The sequence below is a fragment of the Streptomyces sp. A18 genome, assembly GCF_059026065.1.
The window spans coordinates 106,575-130,743 of record NZ_JBWLKL010000005.1; the positions used below are offsets into that span (position 1 = coordinate 106,575).

The 24,169-nt window shown below is 71.3% G+C and carries 25 protein-coding genes; 10 read left to right on the forward strand and 15 right to left on the reverse strand.

What is annotated here, in order from left to right:
- Positions 1–51 precede the first annotated feature (51 nt).
- Positions 52–1,041 (forward strand): NAD(P)-dependent alcohol dehydrogenase, encoded by a 990-nt coding sequence (locus AC5P1C_RS10570; protein ID WP_493865467.1) that lies wholly within the window; start codon positions 52–54, stop codon positions 1,039–1,041.
- Here the strand turns inward: AC5P1C_RS10570 and AC5P1C_RS10575 are convergent.
- Complete coding sequence (locus AC5P1C_RS10575; RefSeq protein WP_493865468.1) at positions 1,015–1,929, reverse strand: NsdA family TPR-like regulatory protein; 915 nt, start codon at positions 1,927–1,929, stop codon at positions 1,015–1,017. The genes AC5P1C_RS10570 and AC5P1C_RS10575 overlap by 27 nt on opposite strands.
- 50 nt (positions 1,930–1,979) lie before the next feature.
- Entirely contained in the window at positions 1,980–3,344 is a 1,365-nt protein-coding gene (locus tag AC5P1C_RS10580; protein WP_493865469.1) for an NAD(P)-binding domain-containing protein, read from the reverse strand.
- A gap of 150 nt (positions 3,345–3,494) precedes the next feature.
- On the opposite strand from AC5P1C_RS10580, the gene AC5P1C_RS10585 reads away from it, so the two are divergent.
- On the forward strand, positions 3,495–3,896 hold the full coding sequence (locus AC5P1C_RS10585) for an ArsR/SmtB family transcription factor (protein ID WP_493865470.1): 402 nt from the start codon (positions 3,495–3,497) through the stop codon (positions 3,894–3,896).
- A 91-nt stretch (positions 3,897–3,987) separates the two neighbouring features.
- On the opposite strand, the gene AC5P1C_RS10590 is transcribed toward AC5P1C_RS10585, so the two are convergent.
- The 4 genes from AC5P1C_RS10590 to AC5P1C_RS10605 all read right to left on the reverse strand — a co-directional run bounded on the left by AC5P1C_RS10590 (position 3,988) and on the right by AC5P1C_RS10605 (position 7,215).
- Positions 3,988–4,746, reverse strand: a complete 759-nt coding sequence (locus tag AC5P1C_RS10590) for a hypothetical protein (RefSeq protein ID WP_493865471.1) — start codon at positions 4,744–4,746, stop codon at positions 3,988–3,990.
- A gap of 119 nt (positions 4,747–4,865) precedes the next feature.
- On the reverse strand, positions 4,866–5,531 hold the full coding sequence (locus AC5P1C_RS10595) for a thioredoxin-like domain-containing protein (RefSeq protein WP_493865472.1): 666 nt from the start codon (positions 5,529–5,531) through the stop codon (positions 4,866–4,868).
- A gap of 141 nt (positions 5,532–5,672) precedes the next feature.
- Complete coding sequence (locus AC5P1C_RS10600; RefSeq protein WP_493865473.1) at positions 5,673–6,071, reverse strand: hypothetical protein; 399 nt, start codon at positions 6,069–6,071, stop codon at positions 5,673–5,675.
- A gap of 64 nt (positions 6,072–6,135) precedes the next feature.
- Positions 6,136–7,215, reverse strand: a complete 1,080-nt coding sequence (locus AC5P1C_RS10605; protein ID WP_493865474.1) for a cation diffusion facilitator family transporter — start codon at positions 7,213–7,215, stop codon at positions 6,136–6,138.
- 67 nt (positions 7,216–7,282) lie between these two features.
- On the opposite strand from AC5P1C_RS10605, the gene AC5P1C_RS10610 reads away from it, so the two are divergent.
- Entirely contained in the window at positions 7,283–7,642 is a 360-nt protein-coding gene (locus AC5P1C_RS10610) for an ArsR/SmtB family transcription factor (RefSeq protein ID WP_493865475.1), read from the forward strand.
- Positions 7,643–7,648: 6 nt separating this feature from the next.
- On the opposite strand, the gene AC5P1C_RS10615 is transcribed toward AC5P1C_RS10610, so the two are convergent.
- Positions 7,649–9,058 (reverse strand): PepSY-associated TM helix domain-containing protein, encoded by a 1,410-nt coding sequence (locus tag AC5P1C_RS10615; protein ID WP_493865476.1) that lies wholly within the window; start codon positions 9,056–9,058, stop codon positions 7,649–7,651.
- A gap of 397 nt (positions 9,059–9,455) precedes the next feature.
- On the opposite strand from AC5P1C_RS10615, the gene AC5P1C_RS10620 reads away from it, so the two are divergent.
- The gene (locus AC5P1C_RS10620; protein ID WP_493865477.1) at positions 9,456–9,749 is read left to right on the forward strand and encodes a hypothetical protein; all 294 of its coding nucleotides are present in this window, start codon (positions 9,456–9,458) and stop codon (positions 9,747–9,749) included.
- A gap of 175 nt (positions 9,750–9,924) precedes the next feature.
- On the forward strand, positions 9,925–10,818 hold the full coding sequence (locus AC5P1C_RS10625) for an SAM-dependent methyltransferase (protein WP_493865478.1): 894 nt from the start codon (positions 9,925–9,927) through the stop codon (positions 10,816–10,818).
- 33 nt (positions 10,819–10,851) lie between these two features.
- Here the strand turns inward: AC5P1C_RS10625 and AC5P1C_RS10630 are convergent, their stop codons facing one another.
- From AC5P1C_RS10630 to AC5P1C_RS10645, 4 genes are all read right to left on the reverse strand, one after another.
- On the reverse strand, positions 10,852–11,271 hold the full coding sequence (locus AC5P1C_RS10630; RefSeq protein WP_493865479.1) for a hypothetical protein: 420 nt from the start codon (positions 11,269–11,271) through the stop codon (positions 10,852–10,854).
- Between the two features lie 174 nt (positions 11,272–11,445).
- Entirely contained in the window at positions 11,446–12,813 is a 1,368-nt protein-coding gene (mgtE, locus tag AC5P1C_RS10635) for a magnesium transporter (protein ID WP_493865480.1), read from the reverse strand.
- Between the two features lie 102 nt (positions 12,814–12,915).
- Positions 12,916–13,335: a DUF6010 family protein gene (locus tag AC5P1C_RS10640; protein WP_493865706.1), complete on the reverse strand. Its 420-nt coding sequence runs from the start codon at positions 13,333–13,335 to the stop codon at positions 12,916–12,918.
- A gap of 156 nt (positions 13,336–13,491) precedes the next feature.
- Positions 13,492–14,616 carry an NAD(P)/FAD-dependent oxidoreductase gene (locus tag AC5P1C_RS10645; RefSeq protein ID WP_493865481.1) on the reverse strand — a complete coding sequence of 375 codons (1,125 nt, stop codon included), beginning with the start codon at positions 14,614–14,616 and terminating at the stop codon, positions 13,492–13,494.
- A gap of 276 nt (positions 14,617–14,892) precedes the next feature.
- On the opposite strand from AC5P1C_RS10645, the gene AC5P1C_RS10650 reads away from it, so the two are divergent.
- Entirely contained in the window at positions 14,893–15,204 is a 312-nt protein-coding gene (locus AC5P1C_RS10650) for a GH36 C-terminal domain-containing protein (protein WP_493865482.1), read from the forward strand.
- A gap of 22 nt (positions 15,205–15,226) precedes the next feature.
- Here the strand turns inward: AC5P1C_RS10650 and AC5P1C_RS10655 are convergent, their stop codons facing one another.
- Entirely contained in the window at positions 15,227–16,366 is a 1,140-nt protein-coding gene (locus tag AC5P1C_RS10655) for an FAD-dependent oxidoreductase (protein ID WP_493865483.1), read from the reverse strand.
- A gap of 138 nt (positions 16,367–16,504) precedes the next feature.
- A complete protein-coding gene (locus AC5P1C_RS10660) occupies positions 16,505–17,092 on the reverse strand; it encodes a TetR/AcrR family transcriptional regulator (RefSeq protein WP_493865484.1) in 588 nt (195 codons plus the stop codon).
- A 98-nt stretch (positions 17,093–17,190) separates the two neighbouring features.
- Here AC5P1C_RS10660 and AC5P1C_RS10665 point away from each other — a divergent pair, with 98 nt between their 5' ends.
- The 3 genes from AC5P1C_RS10665 to AC5P1C_RS10675 all read left to right on the forward strand — a co-directional run bounded on the left by AC5P1C_RS10665 (position 17,191) and on the right by AC5P1C_RS10675 (position 20,625).
- Positions 17,191–18,240, forward strand: a complete 1,050-nt coding sequence (locus AC5P1C_RS10665; RefSeq protein ID WP_493865485.1) for an NAD(P)-dependent alcohol dehydrogenase — start codon at positions 17,191–17,193, stop codon at positions 18,238–18,240.
- A gap of 185 nt (positions 18,241–18,425) precedes the next feature.
- Entirely contained in the window at positions 18,426–19,517 is a 1,092-nt protein-coding gene (locus AC5P1C_RS10670; RefSeq protein ID WP_493865486.1) for a lytic polysaccharide monooxygenase auxiliary activity family 9 protein, read from the forward strand.
- A 196-nt stretch (positions 19,518–19,713) separates the two neighbouring features.
- On the forward strand, positions 19,714–20,625 hold the full coding sequence (locus AC5P1C_RS10675) for a calcium-binding protein (RefSeq protein WP_493865487.1): 912 nt from the start codon (positions 19,714–19,716) through the stop codon (positions 20,623–20,625).
- Between the two features lie 231 nt (positions 20,626–20,856).
- Here AC5P1C_RS10675 and AC5P1C_RS10680 read toward each other — a convergent pair whose 3' ends face one another.
- Entirely contained in the window at positions 20,857–21,483 is a 627-nt protein-coding gene (locus tag AC5P1C_RS10680; protein WP_493865488.1) for a TetR/AcrR family transcriptional regulator, read from the reverse strand.
- 404 nt (positions 21,484–21,887) lie between these two features.
- On the opposite strand from AC5P1C_RS10680, the gene AC5P1C_RS10685 reads away from it, so the two are divergent.
- The gene (locus AC5P1C_RS10685) at positions 21,888–23,066 is read left to right on the forward strand and encodes an alanine--tRNA ligase-related protein (protein ID WP_493865489.1); all 1,179 of its coding nucleotides are present in this window, start codon (positions 21,888–21,890) and stop codon (positions 23,064–23,066) included.
- Positions 23,067–23,123: 57 nt separating this feature from the next.
- Here AC5P1C_RS10685 and AC5P1C_RS10690 read toward each other — a convergent pair whose 3' ends face one another.
- On the reverse strand, positions 23,124–24,038 hold the full coding sequence (locus AC5P1C_RS10690; protein ID WP_493865490.1) for a LysR family transcriptional regulator: 915 nt from the start codon (positions 24,036–24,038) through the stop codon (positions 23,124–23,126).
- Between the last annotated feature and the right edge of the window lie 131 nt (positions 24,039–24,169).

A 24,169-nucleotide genomic window follows, 5' to 3' on the forward strand; every position in this document is an offset into this window, starting at 1 on the left:
TGACAGTGATGTCCGGCGGCCACAGATGGAGACAGGGAAACGATGAGTGACATGCGCGCGGCACTGTACGACAGGTACGGCTCGCCGGAGGTCCTGTACGCGGGCACGCTGCCGAAGCCGGTCGCGGGGCCGGGTGAGGTGCTGGTGCGCGTCCACGCCGCCAGCGTGAACGGCGGTGAGCTGCTGGGCAGGTCAGGGAGGGTCCGGCTGGTGACGGGACTGGCCGGGCGCGGGTTCCCCAAGCGCACGGGGATCGACTTCGCCGGTGAGGTGGCTTCCGTGGGCTCGCCGATGCCCGCCCTCTCGGCGGGCGACCGGGTGTGGGGGGCCTTGGCGCGGTCCCAAGGCTTCGGCAGCGCGGCGGAGTTCGTGATCGTACGCCCGCGGCAGCTGGCTTTCGCACCGGCCGGTCTCGATCCGGTGCGGGCCGCGGCCCTGCCCGGCGTCGGCACGACGGTGATCACGGCGCTGCGCGACAAGGCCCGTCTCGCGGCGGGTGAGCGGTTGCTGGTACGCGGCGCGAGCGGCGGCGTCGGGAGCGTGGCCGTCCAGCTCGGGCGGGCCTACGGCGCGCACGTCACCGCGCTCGCGGGGGCCAAGAACCTCGACCTCGCCCGGGAGCTCGGAGCCGACGAGGCCTTCGACTACGCGACCACCGGGGCGGCCGACCTCGGCCCCTTCGACGTCGTACTCGACACGGTCGGCACGGAGCTCGGCGCGTACCGCCGGCTGCTGGCGCCGGGCGGCCGCATGGTGTCGGTGACCTTCGACGCCGGCCGCATGGCCGCGTCGCTCTCCTACATCGTCGGGTCCGCGGTGTTCGGTCCGCGACGCGTGCGGTTCTTCAGCGGCAACCCGGGCCATCAACTGTTCGCGGAACTGACCCGGTTGACGGAGAGCGGAGCGATCCGGCCGGTCGTGGACTCGGTGTACCCGCTGGCGGACGTCGCCGGTGCGCACCGGGCGCTGGAGGCGGGCGGAGTCCGCGGAAAGATCGTGGTCGACGTCAGGGCGTCACAGACCGTGGAGGAGAGCGGGTGACTCCCGCGCGGGCAGGGACTCCAGCAGGAACGCTGCCGCCTCCCGCAGCGGCGCCGGGGTTCCGGGACTCCCGAGCAGGTAGGACGCCGTCCGCCCGAGGGTCTGGGTCGCCCGTACGGAGCCGATGCGGTCGGCGCGGGGAGCGACCTCGGCGATGAGGTCCGCCGTCTCCCTCCACGCTCCGGCACGGGACAGGGCCGCGAGGAGCTGTGCGGTGAACAGGTTCCGGTAGGCGGGGCCGGGTGCGGTGGCCGCCTCGTGCAGGAGGGCGATGGCCTCGTCCCATCGGTGCAGCCGGGCGAGGACCCAGCCCTGGTGGCCGAGCAGCTCGGTCCGGTCGATCCACCAGGCCCAGGGCGGATCGTGGCGCGAGACGCCGTCCAGGAACCGGCTCTGGGCGCGGGCCATCAGATCCGTGGACTCCCGGTGGCCACCCAGCATGGCGGTCGCGTGGGCCTGACGGATCAGGACGAGACTGCTGACCCTGGCCGGGAGCGCTCGCGCCCCGCCCACGCGGTCCGCGGACTCCAGGGCGGTGCGCGGCGCCCCCGTGTGCGCCTTGAGCATGCTGTCGTTCAGGAGGACGAAGCGGGCCGTCCAGCGGTCACCGCACAGCTCGGCCAGGGCCAGCGCCCGTGCGTTCATCCGGCGGGCCCCGCGGTAGAAGCCCGCGTCGAAGAGGATCCACCCGATGACCTCGCACAGTTCGGCCAGTTCCGCGAGCCGGTCGGTGCCATGGCCGAGCAGAGCCCCCATGGTCCGGGGGTCGGCGGACAGTTCCGGGACGCTCCGCATGGCCTCGCGCACCGCGGGCATCGCGGAGGCCGCGCCGGACGTGGCGTCGAGGGCCACGAGGTGCTCGATGGTGCGGACGGCCGAGGGGTTCACCCCGCCATGATCCGCCATCCGTCAGCGCCGGGGCGAAGCGACCTCCGGGGTCAGCAGCCCCCAGCGGCTGCGCCGACCTGAAGGGTTGCCGGGGCGCCGCAACAGCCGCCGCCCTCCTCGGACTCGGCGGCATCCGGCTCGTCGAACAGGCCCGCTCCACCGCAGACTCCGGTCTCCGGCAGGGTCAACTCCACGCGCTCGGCGGCCTCCTGGTCACCGGCGAGGGCGGCGGCGATGGAGCGCACCTGTTCGTAGCCGGTCATGGCGAGGAACGTCGGGGCGCGGCCGTAGGACTTCATGCCGACGAGGTAGAGGTCGCGCTCCGGGTGGGAGAGCTCTCCCACGCCGTGCGGATAGACGGTGCCGCAGGAGTGGACGTTGGGGTCGATCAGCGGGGCGAGGGCGACCGGGGCCTGGAGACGCTCGTCCAGGCCGATGCGCAGCTCGGCGAGGAAGGAGAGGTCCGGGCGGAAGCCGGTGAGGACGATGGCCTCGTCGACCGGTGCCAGGCGGCGGCCGTCCTCCGCCACCAGGACCAGCCGCTCGCCGTCCTTCTCGATCGCCGCCGTACGGAATCCGGTGACGGCGTCGGCGTGCCCCTCGTCGACGGCCGCCTTGGCCGCGAGGCCGAGCGCCCCGCGGGCGGGCAGCTGGTCGGCCTCTCCGCCGCCGAAGGTGGAGCCGCCGATCCCGCGCCGCAGGATCCATGCCACGTGCGTGCCGGGCGCCTCCTTCGCCAGGTCCGCGAGGGACGCGAGCGCCGTGAACGCGGAGGCCCCGGAGCCGATGACCGCGGTGCGCCTGCCCGCGTAACGGGCGCGTACGGACGGGTCCTTGAGGTCGGGGACGCGATACGAGACGCGAGGGACCGCGGCCCGCTCGCCGAGGGCGGGGAGTCCGTCGCCGCCGATGGGGCCGGGCGTCGACCAGGTGCCGGACGCGTCGATGACGGCGCGGGTGGTGAGCCGCTCCTCGGTGCCGTCTGCGTACGTGACGTGGACGGTGAAGGGCTGCCGCTCCCGGTCGGCGTCCACGACGCGGTCACGCCCGAGCCGGGACACACCGGTGACCCGCGCCCCGAAGCGGACCCTCTCCCCCAGCACGTCCGCGAGCGGTTCCAGGTAGGCACCGGCCCAGTCGCCGCCGGTGGGGTAGGTCGTGCCGTCCGGCTTCCCCCAGCCGGTGGGAGCCAGGAGCTTCTCTGCTGCGGGGTCGACGACTTCGGCCCAGGGGGAGAAGAGGCGGACGTGGCTCCACTCGCGGACGGCGCTGCCCGCGGCCGGTCCGGCTTCAAGGACCAGGGGTTCGATGCCGCGCTCGACGAGGTGGGCGGCGGCGGCCAGACCGATCGGGCCGGCTCCGATGACCACGGCGGGCAGGACGGTGGGCGGCACCTCGGCCGTAGGCACAGTCACAGCGACTCCTCATTGATTCGACATCCATCGATGACTTTCACGACCAGCATCCCACCTGTTTCGACGGGCGTCAACATAGACATCCATCGATACAGAGGACGGCCATTAGCTCCACTGGGAGTCTGCTTAGACATGTGTCAACATAGATGCATGTCGAATACGAAGGTGCGTGTGCAGCCGGCCGACATGACAACGGCCGTGGCTCCGTGCTGCCCGCCGCTCGCCGAGCGCCCCCTCTCCGCCGAGGAAGCGGTCCGTACCGCCGCGATGTTCAAGGCGCTGGGCGACCCGGTCCGGCTGCGCCTGTTCTCACTGGTCGCCTCGCACGAGGGCGGCGAGGCCTGCGTGTGCGACATCTCCGACGTGGGTGTCTCCCAGCCCACCGTCAGCCATCACCTCAAGAAGCTCAAGGAAGCGGGCCTGCTGGCCTCCGAGCGGCGGGGGACCTGGGTGTACTACCGCGTCGAGCCGTCCGTGGTGGCCGCCATGGGGCAGATGCTGGAGCAGATGCTGGGGCAGCAGCCGGGTAAGCCGACCGCCTCCAAGCGGTAGCCGAGCCTCCGCACCCTGTCGGCCGGCCGTCGGCTGCCGCAGCCCGAGCCGGTCGGTCAGGTCAGGTCAGGTCAGGTCAGGTCAGGTCAGGTCACCGGTACACCTCGGCGGAATGCGAGCGGCCGACATCCCGGACGACCTCCAGACCGAGTACGCGGTCGAGGTGGGCGAACGTCTCGAACTTCGCACCGCCCGGCACGTCGACGGCCGCTGCCAGATCGTCGAGGAGCCGCAGCACCGCCGGGGTGTCGAGCCCCTTCTCCAAGGCGGAGCGTGCCCGGTCAACGAAGCCGGAGGGCATCGCCTTGGACGGCTCATCGGCCCAAGCGGCCACCGCCTTACGCCAGTTGGCGAGCCGCTCGGCGGCGGCGCCGACGGCTTCCCTGGTGACGACGACGGGTTCGTGGTGCGGGTGGCCGAGCAGGAGCAACCGCAGGGCGAGCGCGTCCCCCTCTTCGGACCCGCCCTCGTCCCGGTTCTCGTCGTCGTCCGCGACTCCCGTGGCGGCGGCTGCGCCGATGTGCAGGGACAGGCCGCCCGCCCCCGCGTACGTACTGCTGGTGAGGTGCACCGCCGGGGGCCCGCCGAGAGCTTCGGCGATCTCGTCGGGGCTGCCGTGGGCGTCGGCCGGACGGATACCGGCGGCGTCGGCCGACGCCGCCGGTGGGCAGGTCCACCCGATGAGGACGGTCCGGCCGCGCAGCTCGACGACGCGGGCCAGAACGTCCGCGACAAGGAGCACGCGCAGACCGGTCAGGTCGTCGGAGTCGTCGGGACCGTCGGCCGACGGCGCGTGGGCGCACATCCGCAGCGGTCCGAACCCGGCCAGATCGTCAACGATGCTCAGCACACCAGAGAGACTAGGCGTACCGCTCTTCGATGGCACCCGACCGGAGCGGCCGAGTGGTCGACTTCTCCCGACCCGCCCGGTCGCTCACGCTCAAGCGCTCGCCCCTCAGCGGCTCTCCCTCACGCCGGTCCGACCCCACCCGTGCAGGCCGCACCAGGCTCGGGAGTCTGCTCGCCCTGGACGTACTTGCCAAGGAACTGCTCGACCCGGGGGTCGGACGCCTTGGTCACGGTGAGCTGTCGGCCCCACGCGGTGAGCGTGAGGGCGCCCTTCTGCTCCTTCACGGGGCTCATCAGGGTGTAGGGCGTCGTGCTGACCTTCCGGCTCAGCGTCTTTATGTCGGCTGCCGACGCCTTGTCGTTGTACGTGATCCAGACGGCGCCGTGCTCCAGCGAGTGGACGGCGTTCTCCTCGCCCAGCGGCTTGTCGTACACATCGCCCTGACAGTTGGCCCACGCCTGGCTGTGGTCGCCACCCGCTGCCGGGGTCATCGGGTAGTCGACCTTCTTCGCGACATGGTTGCGCCCCAGCTTCTTCGCGTCCCAGGTCTTCTCTCCCCTGACCGGCGCCTGGGCGACAGCCTTCTCCTTGTCCTTCTTCTCCGACGCGTCGAGCAGGACGTACGAGCCGAATCCGGCGAGCCCGGCCAGTACCGCCACGCCCGCGGCGATGGCGATGACGCGGTTGCGCCGGTCGCGCGCCTGCTCGGCACGGCGCAATTCCTGGATGCGGGCCTTGCGTTCGGCGGAGACCGCGGCCTTCTTGCCTGTCTTGGAGGTGACCATGTCCGGGGATGTCCTTGTCCCCGCCAGGCCCGGGGCCCGGCGGTGGTGAGGGGGATGGTGTGTGAGGTGATCGGCCCATGCGCGCGACCGCGGGAGGACATGTCCGTGACCGGACGGGTGCGGGGCGCGCGGAGGTGTGGCCTAGGTCCTCTGCACCTGAAGGACGTGGAGATCCGGGGCGTGACGGTGAACGGGCTCCCGCGCCACGGGATGTGGCGTGGCCGGGGCCGCGGGCAGTCCCGCCTCCCCCAGCGTGGTCGGCACCGACGGTTCAGGTGCCGGGAGCGCGATGGCCGCGGCGTGCGTGGCCGAGGCGCACCGGTCGCCGGGCGGACAGCTGTGGCCCAAGGAGGCTTTTTCAGCGGAGACCGAGACCGAGACGGAGACCATGTTGCGGGCGAACGCGTCGTCATGATGGGCCGCGGAGCCGAAGCACACGCACAGGACCGCAAGGAGGGTGGCCAGGCCGATCCCGAACACGGCCCAGCGCGCGGCGGTCCGCCGCTCTCCGTGCACCGTGTCCCGCAGACCTGACGCCATGGCCGCAGATAGTAGCCGCTGCCGGATCAGCGCCGGAGCGCGCACTCCTGCGGCTTGCCTCCGCTCACACCCCGTGATGCGCAAGGACCCGGTGCGGGTCCGGGACTCCGGGCACGGCCGCCGGGTCGGCGTGCACCAGCGCGGCGGTCAGCTTCGGCACCGCGTGCAGCAGGGCATGCTCCGCGTCGACCGCGAGCTCGTGTGCCTCCCGCACGGACAACTCCCCGTCGACGACGACCGCCACCTCGGCGCGCAGGCGGTGCCCGATCCAGCGCAGGCGCAACTCGCCCACACCGCGTACACCACGAACCGTCAGGAGCGCCTCCTCCGCCACGTCGACCAGGGCCGGGTCGACGGCGTCCATCACCCGGCGGAAGACTTCGCGCGCCGCGTCGCGCAGGACCACCAGGATCGCCGCGGTGATCAGCAGGCCCACGATCGGGTCGGCGAGCCGCCAGCCAAGGGCCGCGCCGCCCGCGCTGAACAGGACGGCGAGAGAGGTGAATCCGTCCGTACGGGCATGCAGGCCGTCGGCCACCAGAGCGGCCGAGCCGATCTCGCGGCCGACACGGATGCGGTAGCGGGCGACCCACTCATTGCCGACGAAGCCGATGACGGCAGCGGCGGCCACCGCCCACAGGTGGTCCAGGGCGCGGGGGTCGAGCAGCCGGTCGACCGCCGCCCAGGCTGCGAAGGCCGCGGACGCGGCGATCGTCAGGAGGATGACGATCCCCGCGAGATCCTCGGCGCGGCCGTAGCCGTACGTGAAGCGGCGGGTGGCGGCCCGCCGGCCCAGGACGAAGGCGATGCCGAGGGGGATCGCGGTCAGCGCGTCCGCCGCGTTGTGCACGGTGTCGCCGAGGAGCGCGACCGAGCCGGTGAGGACCACGATCGCCGCCTGAGCCACTGCCGTCACGCCCAGGACGGCCAGCGAGATCCACAGAGCGCGCATGCCGCGCGCGGACGATTCCAGCGCCGGGTCGACCTTGTCCGCGGCCCCGTGCGAGTGCGGCTTCAGTACGTGCCCGGCCGTGTGCCGCCACCGGGCCGACCGCCCCGCGCCGCCGGGCTCATGAACAGGGGCGTGGCCATGATGGTGGTGGTGCTCGTGCGGAGGGTGCGGGTGTCCGTGCTGCTCACTCACGAGTACGGCCTTCCGACGCGGGACGGGCAAGTGGACACCGCGAGGCGCCCGCACCCATTATGTGCGTATGAGCGCACGCATGCACCTATCACCTGCGCACGATGCGCACCCGCGAGATCCGAGCGCCGAGCACTTCTCCCACGCGGCCGAGGTACTCGGCCTTCTCGCCGACCGCACCCGGCTCGCCCTGCTGCACACCCTCGGCAAGGGCGAGGCCGACGTCACGACACTGACGGCCGCGTGCGGCGCGGCCCGCCCGGCGGTCAGTCAGCATCTGGCCAAACTACGCCTCGCCGGGCTCGTGTCCGTACGCAAGGAAGGGCGACGGATGATCTACGGCCCGCCCGAAGGGCACCTGCGCCGCGTGGTCGGCGAGATCCTCGATCTCGCCGACCACCGCCTCAGCGGCGCGGCCACCCACGACTGAACGGGCTCAGGCGTAGGTGCGCCTGCCGCGCCGGTAGGCGATCTCCCCCAACGCGATGTCCACGGCGAGGAATGCCGCCAGCGGAATGCCGAGCAGCGGCACGAAGTAGCCGAGCACCGCGACCGCCGCCATCAGCGGGACCAGGACGTACGCCGGTACGTGTCGCCACGCCCCGCGCGGCATCGGCCGCCCGAAGGAGCTGCCGCGCCCGCGCTGCCACCACATGCGGTAGCCCCACACGATCATCAGGATCACGCCGAGGGTGAGAACGGCGAGGGCGATCTGGTTGACGAGCCCGAACAGCGTGCCGGTGTGCGCGTCGATGCCCCAGCGGGTCAGCTTGGCGAGCACGGGGTAGTCGGCGAACCGCAGCACTTCGGTGACCTCACCGGTGGCCGGGTCGACGGCGACGGAATCCTGCTTCTCGGGCCAGCTGCGCTGGATCTGCCGGACGACGTACGCGGACGACGCGTCGGCGGGCGGCACGACCTCCACCGGGTTGGAGAGCCCCTCGGCACGGGCCGCCTTCAGGACGGCATCCAGCCCGACACCGTCGCCACCCGCTTCTCCCGCCGAGCCCGATCCGCCGTGGCCCGCGTGCTCCCCGCCGCCCGCGACGGCCGTCAGGACGGGCGTCGTCTGCCCGATGGCCTCGCGCAGGTCGCCGACGCTCTTGCCCGCGTACGTCGACCAGGTCAGCCCCGTCGCCGACAGGAAGATCAGTCCGACGGCGGCCCACACACCCACCGAACCGTGCAGCGAGAGCGTGCGACGACGGCCGGTGGCCCCGCGCAGCTTGCGCTGGGAACGCCGCCGCCCGAACCACAGCACCAGACCGCCGCCCGCGATCACCCACAGCCAGCTCGCGGCGAGTTCGCTGTAGAGCCGACCGGTCTCACCCAGGTGCAGATCGCGGTGGAGCTCGTCGATCCACGTACGCAGCGGCAGCGCGCCGGTGGAGCCGTACTGCTCCAGCGCGCCGCGCACCTCGCCGTTGTATGGGTTCACGAACACGGCCAGGGTGTGGTCCGCGTCGACGCCCGGCGTTCCGGCCAGGAGCACCCGGGTCGTCGCGCCGTCCTCCGGCGAGGGCCGCACCGCGCTGACCGTGCCCTCGGGGTGTGCCTTGCGGGCGGCCGCCACCTGTTTCGAGATCGGCAGCTCCGCCTTGTTCTCGCCCACGGGGACGCGCAGTTCGTGGGAGTACACGATCTTCTCGGCCTGGTACGAGCAGGCGTACAGGAGACCCGTGGCGGCGGCGATCAGGATGAAGGGGGCGATGAGTACCCCGGCGTAGAAGTGCAGTCGCAGTACGAGCGGACGCAGCGACGCCCATCCGGTCCGTCCTGCGGAGGGCGGCGCTCCCTGGGTCTCCTGCCCGTCGTCCGGGGCGAGGAGTGTGGGTTCGGCGGACATGAGCTGCTCTCCTGGATGAACTGGGCGAAGTGTGGTGCGGGACGGCCACAGCGGGCCGGTGCAGGAGTCGGCCGGCGGGGCGGAAGAGTTCCCGGCGATGCGCAAAAGCCGTGTGATGCGCACCACATGATGGGCGTGGGAGGTCCGGGTCCACCGGGACGATTCGGCGGACGGCCGTGCGCCGCGATCGCCTCACCCCGCGCCCTTCACGCACGAGCACTGCCGCCTGTGCTCCGAGGCCACCGACCGCGCGGCGATCGCCTGCCGTGAAGTCCTGCCGAGCCCGCGGGACCAGCGCGCCGGGTCCTGCGCCTCAGCCGGGCGGCTGCTCGGAGGGGTGGGGCCTTGGTGACCGCCGCGGTTCGCTCCGCCGTCCGCGATCCGGCAAACTGCCCCGATGGACTATGAGTTCTGGAACGACATCCATCACCGCGGCGGCATCCCCGCGGTCAAGAGCGCACTGGAGGAGCTGGCGGAGCACGGTTCCGCCGAGGATGTGGACACCGCGATGGATCTGGCCTGCCAGGTCATCGCCGACGACACGGCCCGCCTCCAGGCCCGCGCCGATCAGGCCGAGGCCAGGCTGCGGATGCTGACCGACGAGGCACGTGAGGTGGGACGGCAGGTCGACGCGCACGCCGAGGCCGAGAACACCGCCGCCCGGCCACAGGCACCCGCAGAGCGTGAATGAACGCCTCGGGGGCGCGCTCGCCGTCGCAGGCGCCGGGCAGCTGCGCCACGGGTCTACTGAACACCTGAGCTGCTTGGCGCTTTCGGGGCTCCACCCTTGACTCCGCCCGGTGCTAGCGTCCGAGCTTCTCGAACGCGATTCCTTGACCGACCACCGTCGCCGAAAGGGATGCACCATGACCGTGGAAGACCGAGACGCACGCGGCACGACGGCCCCCACCCCCGAAGAAGTCGGGGCGATGTACGACCAGTTCGGCGACATGCTCGCCATGACGCTCGGCTCGACCGCCCTCCACATCGGCATGTACGCGCCGCACGGCGAGCGCCCGCCCGTCACCACACTGACCGCGCTGGCCGACCTCGCCCAGGACCGGCAGACCGAATTCCTCGTCGACACCATCGACTTGGCACCCCACGAGCATCTTCTCGACATCGGCTGCGGCACCGGCGGGCCGGCCGTCCGCCTCGCCGAGCGCACCGGCGCCCGCGTCACCGGCATCAACGTCAGCAAAAGCCAGCTCGCGCGGTGTCAGGACCGTCTCACCACCCGGGGCCACGCGGTCCAGGGCCTCACCGAGCGCGTGGACTTCGCCTACGGCAACGCCATGCGACTGGACTACGCGGACGGGGCGTTCGACGCCGCGTGGTCCATCGACTGCATCCCCCATCTCTCGGACCGACCCGCAGGGCTGGCTGAGGCCCTGCGGGTGCTGCGTCCCGGCGGGCGGCTCCTGTTCACGGAGTTCACCCTGCGTGGCAGCCCCACCGCCGAGGAGGTGGCGGCCTATACGCGGATGTGGTCCTGCCCCCCGCTCACCTCCTTCGCCACCCTCGCCGACGAGCTCCGACAGACCGGCTTCCACCTCGAGTCCGTACGGGACATGACCGCGAACGCCGCGCTGTGCGGCGAGCTCATGTGCGTGCTCTACGAGGATCGGCGCGGCGAGATGGAGGAGCGGTTCGGCAAGGAGGCCCTGGCCCACACCGATCCGCTCATGGCCCCCTACCGCTCCTTCTGCCGCAACCACATGGACTACCACCTGCTCGTCGTTCGCGCGCCGGAGGCCTGACACGCCAAACCCTGGGACACAGGCCGCCCCAGGTCAGCTGACGGTCACCGTCACGACCGGCGAGACCGTGGCGCCACTGGCCACACGCAGTTCGTTCTTGCCCTTGAGGCCGAGCTTGGCGCGCAGGCCGTAGCTCCCGGACGCGTTGGTGACCGTGCTGGCGGGCAGCGACTTCCATGCACCGTGCTGCTTCTGCTGCAGGGTCACCTTGCTCCCGGCCTTGAGCCCGGTCGCCTTGCCCGTGATGCGCAGCTCCTGCCAGGCACGGACATGGGGGACGGAAGCCTTCGCCGTGAGTGTGGCGGGGGCGGGCTTGGCCGCGGCCTGCGCCGGGACGGGCTCGGGGCCGTGCCCGTCGGCGAGCGCGGCGGTGGCGGGAATCAGCAGGACCGCTCCGACGAGAGCGGTGACGGCGGCGGCGCGCGGAAGGCTGTGGCGGCGGGTGTTTCGCATGACGGCAGTGATCCCCTTGGGTGTCGGTCAGTACGCGGTCCACACGGTGCGACGAGTCGCCCCATGAGGAACATAAACGTATGCACCCGACATTGCGATCACCCGGAGAGCGCGTAACGGAATCCGGTAAGACCGGTCACGGCGCCACAACTGCCCTGGTGGAGCGCTCGCAGTTCAGATCCCCAGAACGGCCTTCGCCGTCATGAAGTAGATGATCAAACCGGTGGCGTCGACCAGTGTGGTGACCATCGGCGCCGACACCACCGCCGGGTCGATCCGCAGCCGCTTGGCGAGCAGCGGCATCGTGCCGCCGATGGTCGCCGCCCAGCCGCAGATGACCACCAGGGTGATCCCGACCACCAGGGCGATCTTCGCGCTGACGAACAGCGCGCCCACAACCATGCCGACGACCGCGAGCAACGAGCCCAGGACCAGGCCGACGCGGCACTCCCGCCATATGACCTTCAGCAGGTCCGAGCCGCGCACCTCGCCGACGGCAAGGGCCCGTACGCACGCGGTCGCGGCCTGGGCGCCTGCGTTGCCGCCCGCGCCGATGAGCATCGGGATGAACATGGCGAGCTGCGCGGCCTTCTCCAGGGTGCCCTCGAAGGACTGCGTCACGCTGACGGTCAGGGTCGCCGCGACGAGCAGCAGGCTCAGCCACAGCGCCCGGTAGCGCGCGAGCTGCCAGACCGTCGCGGCCATGTAGTGCCCGGCCCACGGCGCCGCGCCCGACTGCCGGGCCATGTCCTCGGAGTCGGCGGCCTCGATGACTTCGAGCGCGTCGTCGATGGTGAGCAGCCCGACGAGCCGGTTCTCGCTGTCGACGACCGGCAGGTTCAGGTCGTTGGTCTCGCGCATCAGCCGGGCCGCCCGCTCGGCCGAGTCGTTGGCGTACGCGGATGCCGGTTCGGTGACGACCAGCGCGGAGACCATCGTCTCCGGCGGGCTGAGCACCAGCTCGCGTAGCTCGGCGATGCCGGTGAGGCGTCTGCCGTGGTCCACGACCGGCAGCGTGTAGACCGTCTCGGCCTGACCGCCCTTCTCGCGTACGACGTCCAACGCCTGCTGCACGGTGAGGTCCTGGCCGAGCGCCACGACTTCGGGGGTCATGTAGCGGCCGACGGAGCCTTCCGGATAGCCGAGCAGCGCGGAGGTCATCCGCCGCTCGTGCGGGCTCAGTCCCGCGAGCACCCGCTTGGCGACCTTGGCGGGGGCTTCTCGCAGCATCCTGGCCCGGTCGTCGGGGTCCATGCCCTCGACGAGCTCCAGGAAGGTGTGATCGCGCAGCCCCTCCAGGATCTGCTGCTGGTCGACCGGCTCCAGCTCCTCGAAGACGGTCAGCGCCCGGTCCTTGTCGAGGAGCCGGAAGGCCATGCCCGCGTCGACCGCGTCCATCCGGCCGAGCTCATCGGCGATGACGTGCGGCGGATTGGTCTCCAACCACTCGAGAGCGGCGTGCAGTTGCTGACGGTCGAGTATGTCCTGCAACGACTCGGGGAGTTCCGGATGCAGCTCTTCGGGCAGGTTCGTCTGAGGCATGGGACAAGTCCTCGGCGCAGCGGTGAGACACAACGGGGCACCCAGGGGCAGAGCGCGCCGGTGAAGGCTACATGGACTCGATGAACGCGGCGGCGGCGCCTCTCACGGCTGCGCCACCGGTCGCCGCGCCCGCGCGGCCCGGTCGCGGACGAGGCTGATCAGGGAGGGTCCGCCGCGCAGGCACCACAGCGCGATGACCGGGTCGCAGATGGCGCAGCCCAGGGACGAGTCGTGGGCGAAGGGGATGATCGGGTTGCCCTTGACGTGGTGGAGCAGGTCCCAGCCGGTGTGGAGCAGCCAGCCGATGCCGATGAAGGTCCAGGACTCGAGGCCCCGGTAGGCGCAGAAGGTGACGGCGGCCGCGAAGAGGAACTCCCAACCTCCCAGGCCGCCGCCACTCAGATAGGCCGCGCCTGCCCCGGCCACCATGATGGCGTTGAATCGGCGCCGGTTCGGTTCGCGGATGAGGGACATCACGAGGGCGTAGAGGACGCCGATCAGTATCGGCGCGACATAGGTCATGGTGGCCTGCATGAGATTCCTTCAGCGGTGGTGCGCGCCCGGTCCGTGCCGGGATCACCGCCGAAGCTATCCGTGCCTGCCGTCGCCTCCCAGTGGCATTCATGACAGCCTTCAACGGGATAGCGCCACCGCCCTTGCGGTCCCCGTCCGGGCCCCTCACTCCCCCCTGTTGCCGCGACGGCGCGCCTCTCCTCCGGCCAGGACGGACTCGAGACCGTGCCGCCGTTCCCCCAGCACCTGGCGGCAGTTGGCCGACTCCGCCGCCGGTCCGAAGACCTCCGGGGCGCGCCGGACCGACACCGCCGCCACGGTGTCGGCGGTCACGAGATCGGCATTGATCGCGATCGCGGCCTTCATACCGGCGGCGGCGGCCACCACGACTCCGGCCATCGGGTCGGTGACATTTCCCGCCGCCCACACCCCCTCGACCCCGGTGAATCCGGCCGCGTCCGCCTCCACGTAACTCCCCACGCCCATCGGGTGGTTCACGCTCGTCAGGCCGAGCCCCGCGAGCATCGTGCCGCGTGCCTCGAACCGCGGGGCCACGGCGAGAGCCCGCACGGGGACGCGGCTGCCCGAGGCCAGCCGTACCCCGGAGAGCCGATCATCCTCGACGTCGAGGCCGGCCACCTCACCGTCGACGACAGCGATGCCACGGGCGGCCAATTGCTCCCACTGCTCCTCGGTCAGCTCACCCTCGGTGTGCAGGAACAAGGTCACATCCGGCGACCACTGACGGAACAGCAGCGCCTGGTGCACCGCCATCGGACCGGTCGCCAGGACGCCGATCGGCTCGTCGCGCACCTCCCAGCCATGGCAGTACGGGCAGTGCAGCACGTCACGGCCCCACCGCTCGCGTACGCCGGGGACATCGGGGAGCTCGTCGACGAGCCCCGTCGTCACCAGCAGGCGTCGCGCGCCGTGGCTGCGACCGCCCGCGGTGTCCACGACGAAACGCTCGCCGACCCGGCGGACACCCGTGACCCGGTCCGACGCGATCCGCCCGCCGTACCCGGCGACCTCGTCGCGGCCGATCTCAAGGAGCTCGCCCGGCGGGAGACCCTCGCGGGAGAGGAACCCGTGCACCCCGTCGGCGGGAGCGTTGCGCGGCTCCCCGGAGTCGACCACCAGCACCGAGCGCCTGGCCCGGGACAGGGTCGACGCGGCCGACAGACCGGCCGCGCCGCCCCCGACCACCAGTACATCCACGTCTGCGTCGACATCCGCGCCGGCACCTGCGTGCGGGGCGGTGGCGATGTCTCTCTTCTTCGTCTCAGTCATGCGGACACCGTGCGCCAGGCACTAGCAGTTCGGCAAGCGCCCTTGCCGTTTCAGCAACACGACCGTGCACCGCTCACACGCGTACGACGCCTGCAGGGCCATGCCGCGCCTCGTCACCTGGCCCGCGGCCTGTGCCACGTACAGGCTGACGACCAGGTCACTCTGTGCGCACGGCGTCCGGGCAACGGATCGCGCGTGACGACCTGATGCCGGGACGACCCACCCACACCCGATGCCGCTGTCGCCGGTCAACACAGCGCGAGCACGAGCCCGCAGATGGCTGGCCGACCGGGCGGCGCTCTCGACCTGCTTCGACGCGTACGCCGACTACTGCCTGGCCCGGCCGCGGTGCAGTACACGGCGGCGGACGGCAGCGAGGCGCTGCTCCTCGTCTGGCAGCGGGCCCCCCGGCATGGTGCCGCACGCCCGTCTCTGCGTCTCGCCGGGCTCGATCCCTCCGCCCGCTACCGCGACGCCCGCACGGGTGCGGTGCATTCCGCGGCGGTGCTGAGCGGCTACGGGTTGCGGCCCGAACTGCCGCCCGGCGACTGGGCGAGCGCGGCGGTGCACCTGGTGCGCGTCCCCTGACGGGGCCGCACACGGTTCGGGCTCACGTCGCCGGCCGACCCTCCTCGGCGATCATCTTGAGCATGGCCTGGGCCGTGTTGTTCTCGGAGTCGATCCCGTGGATCTCCGCGCCTCCAAAGGTGACGGGCTCCGCACTGCGGGCGAACATGGCCTGCTCGTACTCGGTGAGCGCGGTCTCGATGTCGTCGGGACGTGCGGCGAGGGCCTTGCCGAGTTCGGCCCCGTCGAGCATGGCCAGGTTGGCGCCCTCGCCGTTCGGGGCCGCGAGGTGGGCGGCGTCGCCGAGCAGGGTCACCCCCGGTACCCGGTTCCACCGGTGCTCGTCCGGCAGGGCGTAGAGGGTACGCAGAATGGGCGGGACATCGGTGTCCGTGATGAGCGAGGTGAGTTCCGGCGCCCAGCCCTCGAACTCCTTCGCGATCCGCGCGGTGGCCGCGGCGGCATCGGTGAAATCGATGGCGGCGAACCACTCCCGCGGCTCGAACAGGCCCACGTAGGCATGCAGCGTGTCGCCCCTCTCCCGGTGAGCGAAGATCTCCCTGCCCGGCGTGGGCGCGATCATCGCCCCGCCGCCGACCGTCTGCGCGGCGACGGGGTGCCGGGTGTCAGCCTCGAACAGGTAGGTCTCGACGACCGACTTGCCGATGTACGCGGGTGTGGCGGTGGAGAGTAGCGGTCGGACCCGTGACCAAGCGCCGTCCGCGCCGACCAGCAGGCCCGTGACGACGGTGCTGCCGTCGGCGAACGTCACCTCGTGGCGGCCGTCGCCGACGGTGCGGGCGCCGCTGACCTTGTGTCCCCACCTGACGGTGTGCGCCGGGAGCGAGTCGAGCAGGACCTGCCGCAGCTCGCCGCGTTGCACCTCGGGGCGTCCGCCCGTGCCGTCGTCGGCCATCTCGTGCAGGAGCGTGCCGTCCGGGTCGAAGAGCCGCATGGCCTGGCGGCCCTCCAGGATCAGGCCACGGAACTCGTCCATCAAGTCGGCTGCCACAAGGGCGAGTTGTCCGTTGTAGTCGTGGATGTCGAGCATCCCGCCCTGCGCGCGCGCCGCGGGGGACGCCTCGGCCTCGTAGACCGTGGCCGGGATTCCATGGACGTGCAGTACGCGGGCCAGCGTGAGGCCGCCGAGTCCGGCGCCGATGATCGTGACGGGGGTGTGCATGGTGACTCCTCCGGGTCGAGCCGTCCGGTGAGCCCCGGCGGCCGTTCCTCGGAAGGTGTCAGGCACCGCCGACAGGTCACCGACAGCGGTCCGACAATCCCCGACAGCCCCGACAGGGGTCCGACAGCCCCCGGCCGGCTAGTCGTCGACCATGGCGCGCCGGACACTCTCGTGGAGCAGCGCGCGACGCTGCTCGTGCAGTTCCGCCGGCTCATCGACGGTCGCGGCGTAGACATTGCTGACCGGGGACCACGCCATCGACATGGCGATGACCATGGCCATCACGTCGAACGGGTCCCCTGCGCGCACCAGGCCCGCGGCCTGCGCCTCGGCGATGGCGCGCAGCTTGCGGTCGCCCAGGCGGTCGGGGTCGTCGACGAGGTGACCCGTCGGCCGGCGCTCCAGGCGCGCCCAGGTGGCGAGCCGGATGAGATCGGGGCGGCGCAGATACTCGTCGTAGAGGCGCACCGCCCAGTCCGCGAGGTCCGTGGCGTCGATCGGGACGACGTTCACGATTCGCTCCAGCGAACCGAAGAAGATGGCGTCGAAGAGCCCTTCCTTGTTGCCGAAATAGGCATAGAGCTGCGCCTTGTTCGTGCGCGCGGCGGCCACGATCCGCTCGATGCGCGCCCCGGCGATCCCGTGCTCGGCGAATTCCTGGGTCGCCACATCGAGAAGGCGCTGGTAGGTCGCGGCTCCGCGCGTGGTCAGGGGCTGATCGGCCATGCCCGCCAGGCTACCGAACAGAACAGTTGGTTTGCCTGGCGGCCCGCAGAGGCCTACTCTCCAAATAGACCGAACAGTCTGTCTGAGGAGGAACTCCCGTGAGGACCACTGTGAGCCTGCAAGCCGACGGGCCGTCCGAGGGACCGGCGGCGACGCTGCGGCGGATGCCGCTGAAGCGGCGCGACCTGCGCCCGGACGACCTCGCGGTCCGGGTGGACTACTGCGGGGTCTGCCACACCGACCTGCACTCCCTCCAGGCCCGCGAAGACGGCCAACCCCTGGTACCGGGCCATGAGTTCACGGGCGTGGTGACCGAGACGGGGCCCGAGGTCACGGGCTTCGCCGTCGGCGACGCGGTCGCCGTGGGCAACATCGTCGACTCGTGCGGCACGTGCGCCATGTGCCGGGCCGGCCAGGAAAACTTCTGCCACGCGTTCCCGACCCTGACCTACGGCGGCCTCGACCGCCACGACGGTTCGACCACCCAGGGCGGCTACGCCCGCGAGTACGTCGTACGAGCGGGGTTCGCCCACCCGCTTCCCCCGGGCCTGGACCCGGCCGCCGCAGCTCCCCTGCTCTGCGCCGGGATCACCGTCTGGGAACCGCTGCGGTCGCTCGGCGTGGGTCCTGGCACCCGCGTCGCGGTAGCGGGCCTGGGCGGTCTGGGCCATCTCGCCGTCAAGATCGCCGTGGCGCTCGGCGCCGAGACCTCGGTCATCAGCCGCTCGCCCGACAAGGCCGACGACGCACGCCGCCTCGGGGCCCGCGAGGTGATCGTCTCCACCGATCCCGACCGCATGGCCGCCGCCCGTGACCGGTTCGACGTCGTCATCGACACGATCGCCGCCCCGCACGACCTCGGCCCCTACCTGCGCCTGGTCGCGATGGACGGGACGCTCAGCCACCTCGGGCACCTCGGCCCCGTCACCGTGGAGACCATGGACCTGCTCGTCGGACGCAAGCGGCTGAGCTCCGCGGGCAGCGGCGGAAGGCCGGCGACGGCCGCCATGCTGGCCTTCTGCGCCGAGCACGGCATCACCGCCGACATCGAACTGCTCCCGTCGGCCCGCGTGAACGAGGCCCTCGACCGGCTCGGGCGCAATGACGTCCGGTACCGCTTCGTGCTCGACATGTCCGACCTGGACTGAGGGGGTGTGACGACGGGGGCAGGTCGCGGATCGCGGGGGCCGCCCAGGTCGTCGGCCCGGCGCGGCAACCTTTCCGGGCCCGGCAGCGACCACGGGGCGAGCCACTCATCGGAAACTCCCGAATCGGACCCCCGAATCGGACCCCCCGAATCGGCACCCCCGAAGGACCCGAAGGAGACGTTCCCATGGCCGCCATCCCCCGCTCCCCTGTGCCCTGCCGAGTCCGGTCCCGCTTACGGAACTCGGTGCGCGTCAGACGCCTGGCCTCTCTCGCAGGCGCCACCGGAATCGCCGCCGCGGCCGTGCTGGCCGTCCCGGGCACCGCCGCCGCACATGGCGTGGCCATGGTGCCCGGGTCGCGCACCTACCTGTGCTACAAGGATCTGCTCGCCAACTCCTCCACCCAGATGCCGACGAACCCCGCCTGCAGGGCGGCGGTGGAGGAAGCGGGCACCACGCCGCTGTACAACTGGTTCGCGGTACTCGACTCGAACGCGGGTGGCCGCGGCGAGGGCTATGTCGAGGACGGCACGCTGTGCAGCGCGGGCGACCGCAGCCCCTACGACTTCTCCCCGTACAACGCCACCCGCATCGACTGGCCCGTCACCCATCTCACCGCCGGCGCCACCATCGAGGTGAACTACAGCAACTGGGCCCATCACCCGGGCAAGTTCGAGGTCTACATCACCAAGGAGGGCTTCGACCCGGCACAGCCGCTGGGCTGGTCGGACCTGGAGAACGTCCGGACCGTCCAGGACCCGCCGCAGGAAGGCGGACCGGGCAGCGAGGCGGGCCACTACTACTGGGACCTGCAACTGCCCGAACGTACCGGTCAGCACATCCTGTTCGTCCAGTGGATCCGCTCCGACAGCCAGGAGAACTTCTTCTCCTGCTCGGACGTGGTCTTCGACGGCGGCAACGGCGAGGTGACCGGACTGACCGGTGGTGAACGGTCCGGCGCCGAGGTGAGCGGGCTGGGCGCGGGCGAGGAGAACACCGAGGCGGAAGCGGTCCACAAGGGCCACGAAAGCCAAGACGGCCATGACGGCCACGAGGGCCACGAGGGCCACGAGGGCCACGACAAGCACGGTGGCGAGCCGTCAACCGGCGCTCGTTCCGCGGCCGACGCCACCCCGAACATCGAGAACGCGGCCGCCTCGCCCACGGACGCCCCCGGTCTCGGTCTGCTCGGCGCTCTCACGGGCACCGGGGTCGTGGTCCTGGCGGGCGGCACGGTCCTGTACGTGCGACGCCGCGAAGCCGCATCGCCATCATGAATTTCAACCCAACTGAGCCGTACTTCGAATTGCCGCCGCACTGATGAGCAGTCAAACTCCGCTGGTCAGTGGCGAGTTCAGAATGCGGATCGGGAATTCGCGCATTCCTCCCCCGCGATCCGCGTTACAACCAACCGCAAACCCCGTCGGTCACACGTAATTGCAAGCACCACATACGTCGCACGGAGGTTTTGCCATGCCCTCTCACCCCATCAGCCGCCGGGTCGTCCGCACCGCGTCGGCAGTGACGCTGGCTCTCGGTACGGGGCTGGCCGCTCCGTTCGTCCTCGCGGGGACCGCCGGTGCCGTGGCGCCGGAGGCGACCGCCGCGTTCAGCGCGAGCGATCACGGCATCCTCTACACGGCAGCCCTCGGCCAGACCAACGAGGTGACCGTCACCGCGTCGATGTCCGACGGATCCGAAGAGGTCACCTACGTGATCGACGACGCCGTCGCGATCAGCGCGGGCGAGGGCTGCTCCTACCCCGACAGCGCGGACCGCACCAAGGTCTCCTGCACGGTCGCCACGCTGGAGACCCAGGATCCGTACGCCACCTTGAAGTTGGCTCTCGGCGACGGTGACGACGCCGTCGCCTATGCCAACAACACCGACCAGGCGTACTACTTCACCTCGGCCGACCTGGGTGAGGGCAAGGACACCTGGACCCACACGGGCGGCGTCGACGGCAACTCCGTCCGCGGAGGGACGGGCGACGACGACCTCACGGTGGGTGAGGCGGGCGTGGTGGGCGGCGGTGACGGCGACGACACGCTCCACGCCTCGGACGGCAGCATCGCGCAGGGCGGCAACGACGACGACACGATCTACTCGGAGGGTGACGACAGCTCTGTCGACGGCGGCGCGGGCGACGACGTGATCCAGGGCGGCGCCGAGAGGCAGAGCCTGTCCGGCGGTGACGGCGACGACACGATCCGCGGCGGAGCCGGCGACGACTTCATGTACGGCGGCAAGGGCAACGACGTCCTATACGGCAACAGCGGTAACGACACGATCTACGGGAACAGCGGCAACGACGAGCTGTACGGCGGCGCGGGCCAGGACACCCTCTCCGGCGGTCCCGGCACGAACATCGTCCACCAGGACTGACGCCGTTCCACACCGCCGGGGGTAGCGCGCGAACGGCCGCACGGTGCCCCCGGTGCGATCGGCGTGCGTAGGCCGTCTCCGGTCGTCTTGAGATCGTGGACCGCCTCAGCGGCGGGCCTGTCGACGAGCCACTTGGCGAAGGCGGCCTCACGCGGGTCGCACCCTCCATGCCGATGACGGTGGGCCCGTACGCTCCTGGGGTCGCTGATCGCCGCTCGGGGCTCGATGCCCTCAGGCGACGGGGTCGCCGACCGCTCCGCCGGTCGCCGTGCGGATCGCGTGGGCGTATCGCCGGGAGACGGCCGCCACGTCCGTGAACTCCGTGACGTCGGCTCCGGCGAGGATGGCAGCGCCGATGTGCTCGTCCAGGACGCGCACGACCGCAGCGGCGGCCGCGGCGTGCGTCCGCACGCCCAGATCGTCGGCCGGCCGCTCGAGACGGCCGCCGATGATCGCGCACAACTCCCGTTCCGTCTGGTCACAGGCCATCAGCCACGCCGTGCGCAGGGCCGGTTCGGTGTCGGCGAGCCGGATCATCTTCATCGCGAGCATCTCGTCGGCGAGGGTGACGGGCGCCTTGTCGCCGAGTCCGGCCAGTTCCTCGGTCAAGTAGTCCTCGAGGGAGCTCTGCCGGGGCCACCTGCGCAGCACACTCAGCAGGGTGACGACTCCCTGCATGACGATCGGCTCGGCGCAGCTCTCCTTGCTTCGGAAGTGCCGCCAGATGGTGCGCGTGGACAGGCCCACGGCCTCCGCGATCTGGTCACCGCTCGTGCCGGCCACTCCCTGCTCCCAGAAAAGCCGCGCCGCCTCCCGGGAGATCTCAAGACGCAGCCGCGCACGCCGCTGGTCACTCATCCCTCCCCCGCTGCGCTTCTCCGTCGCCATGACGCCTCGCCGCCCTTCCCTTCCGGTGTCTCCGTTGTCCTGACGAGACCCTATGTCACCAAGTGACGCACTGCGCGCGCGTGTGCGACCGCCCGTGAGGCCGATGGTGCCCTTGGCCCGCTCCCGGAAAATCATGTGCGCCCGAGATCCGCGCGCGTTATCGTCAGCCGCATGAAGAACGTCACCGGCCCCATCACCACCGCGACCGCGCGAGCGACCAGCTCGCCGGTTGCCGCCGCCTGACGTAACTCCCCACTTTCCACCGGCGACCGGACACGGTCCGCCGGTGTTTTTCTGTGGCGTTTCCCGCCCGGATCCGGTGTGCGGACCCGTCGTCCGGTGCCTCCCCGCTGAGTTCGCGAAGGAGCCATCCCATGGACAGCAAACTGACCACCGAAGACGTCGTCCGCACGTTCGTCGAGTACTTCGAGGAGCGAGGGCACCGTCGGATCACCGGCTCGACGCTGTTGCCGCCGCCCGGTGACCCGGTGCTGTTCACCAGCTCGGGCATGCATCCGATCACCCCGTACCTGGAGGGACGGCCGCATCCGCTCGGCAGGCGTCTGGTCAATGTGCAGCGCTGTCTGCGCACCACAGACCTGGAAGAGGTCGGTGACTCCACCCATCTGACCGTCTTCGAGATGCTCGGCACCTGGTCGCTCGGCGACTACGAAGGTCCGCAGAGCCTCGACTGGGGCTACCAGCTGCTCACCGACGGGTTCGGCATCGACCCGAGCCTGCTGCACGCCACCGTCTTCGGTGGCGACGAGCAGGTCGGGCCCGACACCACCTCCCTGGAGCTGTGGCAGGACCGCGGCATGCCGGTGGAGTTCACGGTCGAGGACAACTGGTGGTCCAACGGGCCCACCGGCCCCTGCGGCCCCGACTCGGAGATCTTTCTCTGGTCCGGCGACACCCCACCGGAGTCGACGCCGACCGGTGACGACCGCTGGGTGGAGGTGTGGAACCACGTGATGATGCGCCACCGTCGGCTGCCGGACGGTTCCCTCGTGCCGCTCCCCCAGCGCAACATCGACACCGGCCTCGGCCTGGAGCGGCTGGCCTCGCTGCTGCAGGGGCGGACGTCGGTCTTCGAGGGGGACCTCTTCGACCCTTGGCGTCGGCTCGTGCCGGGCCTGTGGCCCTTGGACGTGCCGTCGCTGCGGGTGGTCTGCGACCACCTGCGTTCGGCCATCGTGGTGATCGGCGACGGGGTACGCCCGGCCAACACCGGCCGCGGCTACGTGCTGCGCCGTCTCGTCCGACGCCTGCTCACCGTGCTGTGGCGGGACGACCCCTCGCGCGAACTCGTGGACCTTCCGGACGAGTTGGTGCGCCACACCCTGGACCACTTCCATCAGGACGTGGATCCCGGCGATGTGCGCCGCGTGCTGCTCGACGAGGAGCAGCGTTTCAGGAAGCTCCTGCAGCGAGGCCGACAGGTGCTGGCCAGGCCCCGGTTCCAGGGTCCGCTGGACGGTGAGGACTTCCACTATCTCCACGACACCCACGGCCTGCCGCGTGAACTGGTCGTGGCCTTGCGAGAGGAGTGACGGGGGCGCGACGACCCGAGTCACCAGGGTGCCCGTACGCGCGTACCCCCGCGACCCCTACGTACGTGCCCCGCGGCGCTGGTCGGTCACCGTCCGCAAGACGTCGACCAGCGCCGCGACCGCCGGGCGGCGTTCGGCGTTGGCGCGGCACACGACGACGACGTGCCGCTCGACGCGCTCCCGCAGCCGCACCACGTCGAAGCGCGAGGCACGCAGACCGAGCATCAGCTCGGTCACCGTGCTCACCCCGATGCCCGCCTCCACCAGGGCCAGGGTCGCCGCCGTGTCGGTCACTTCGTGCTGCACGTCCGGCTCCAGGCCCGCACGGCGGCAGGCGGTGCGCACGGCGCGTCCGTAGTAGCTGTCGGCCGACGGCAGGATCCACGCCAGGTCGCGGGTGTCGGCCAGGGCGGCGCGGTCGCGGCCCTCCATCCAGCCGGTGGGCACCGCCAGGGCGAAGCGCTCGCGGTAGAGCCGGGTCACCCGCAAAGCGGCGTCGCGCGGGATGGGTACGTCCGGGTAGTCCAGGCCGAGCGCCAGGTCGACGCCTCCCGAGGCGACGGCGTCGTACACCTCGTCCACGTCCATGTCGCGGCTGTGCACGGCCAGTTCGGGGTGAGCGGCGTGGACCTCGCGCAGGGCGGGCGGCAGGATCTCGGCGGCGGCCGTGGCGAACAGGCCGACGAGCAGGGTGCCGGAGACCGCGCCGCAGCCGCGCTCCAGCTCCTCGACGGCCTCGGCCTCCGTGGCCAGGATCCGCTCGGCGTGCCGGGCCAGCGTGACCCCGGCGTCGGTCAGCTCCACGCGGCGGCCCACCCGTCGCAGCAGCGGTGTGCCCGCGGCCTTCTCCAGCGCGGCGATCTGCTGGGAGACGCCGCCCGGGGTGTACCCGAGAGCCTGGGCGACGGCGGTGATGGTGCCGCGCCGGGTCAGTTCGACCAAGGACCGCAGCTGGGAACTCGTCCAGTCCATGGAATGACCCTATAGAGATCCTCAAAGATCAGGAGCAGGAATTGTTCATGGACGTCAACGGTCGAATTGCGTCACCATGACGGGCAGTCAGCTGATCAGCGCCCCGCACGCCACTGAGCAAGTACCGAGCA